Source organism: Oleiphilus sp. HI0067 (assembly GCF_001635735.1).
The window spans coordinates 1-915 of the sequence record NZ_LWFI01001193.1; the positions used below are offsets into that span (position 1 = coordinate 1).

General features: G+C 46.2%; 1 protein-coding gene. It reads right to left on the reverse strand.

All coding sequences use genetic code 11. From position 1 onward, the window contains the following. Positions 1-915: SLBB domain-containing protein (locus tag A3739_RS17755; RefSeq protein WP_197472406.1), on the reverse strand; the 915-nt coding region annotated here is incomplete at both ends.

The following is a 915-nucleotide window of genomic DNA, read 5'->3' on the forward strand; positions in this document are numbered from 1 at the left end:
GTAGAAAATCTGGCTCACGTCACGCCAAAGTACTAACTGGTCTAGCTTGTCTGCATCTAGTGGCACGACAACCGTATCACCTGGCTCCATTTGCGCGTCATTACTGGCAAACCAATGACCGCTATCAGGCAGTTGTACGCCACCATTTGCTTTAATAATGTAAATACGATCTTCATCCGCTTTGTCTGTTGTACCACCGCTACGCTCGATGTAATCGGTGTAATCAAGCTTCGGTTCGAATACCTGCGAGATAGGCAACTGCACTTCACCAATAATAGTAACACTGTTCTTGCGTGAAGGAATGGTTAGCGCATCACCATTTTGTAGCGGAATACTGTAATCAAGGTCTTCGGCTAGTACTTTGCGCAGATCAATCACTAAACGTCCTAGCGCTGGCGTTTGTTGCAATTGAGCAAGTAGCTCTTGTGCTTTACCGATATCACCACTACGACGCGATGCATCTTTTTCAACAAGCTGCGCTTTGGCGATGTCTTCTGCCAAACGGCGCTGCATTTCTTGCAAGCGTTTCTCTTGCTGTTCTTTTAACTCGATACGCGTAAATACTGCACCAGGCACATAAGCATAATCCGTCACACCACCCGCCCGCTTAAGAACATCGCGTAGTTCATCGTCTTTATGAATCGGGTACACGCCTGGGAAACGCACTTCGCCTTTTAACTCTACGAAATGGTTTTCAACCCATTCTGGAATAGCCCGAATTTGGAGCACATCGCGCGATTTAAATTCAAACTCGCGCCCTGACGCCATACTCAGGTCAATTTCATAACGCGCTTGAATTCGTTTTTGCTGATCATCGAAATCAGTACGATTGATCTCAGCGCTAAGCTTATAGGCTTTCTCAGTTAAACCACCAGCTGCGTAGATAAGATCTTCAACGTTCATACCTTCTACGAG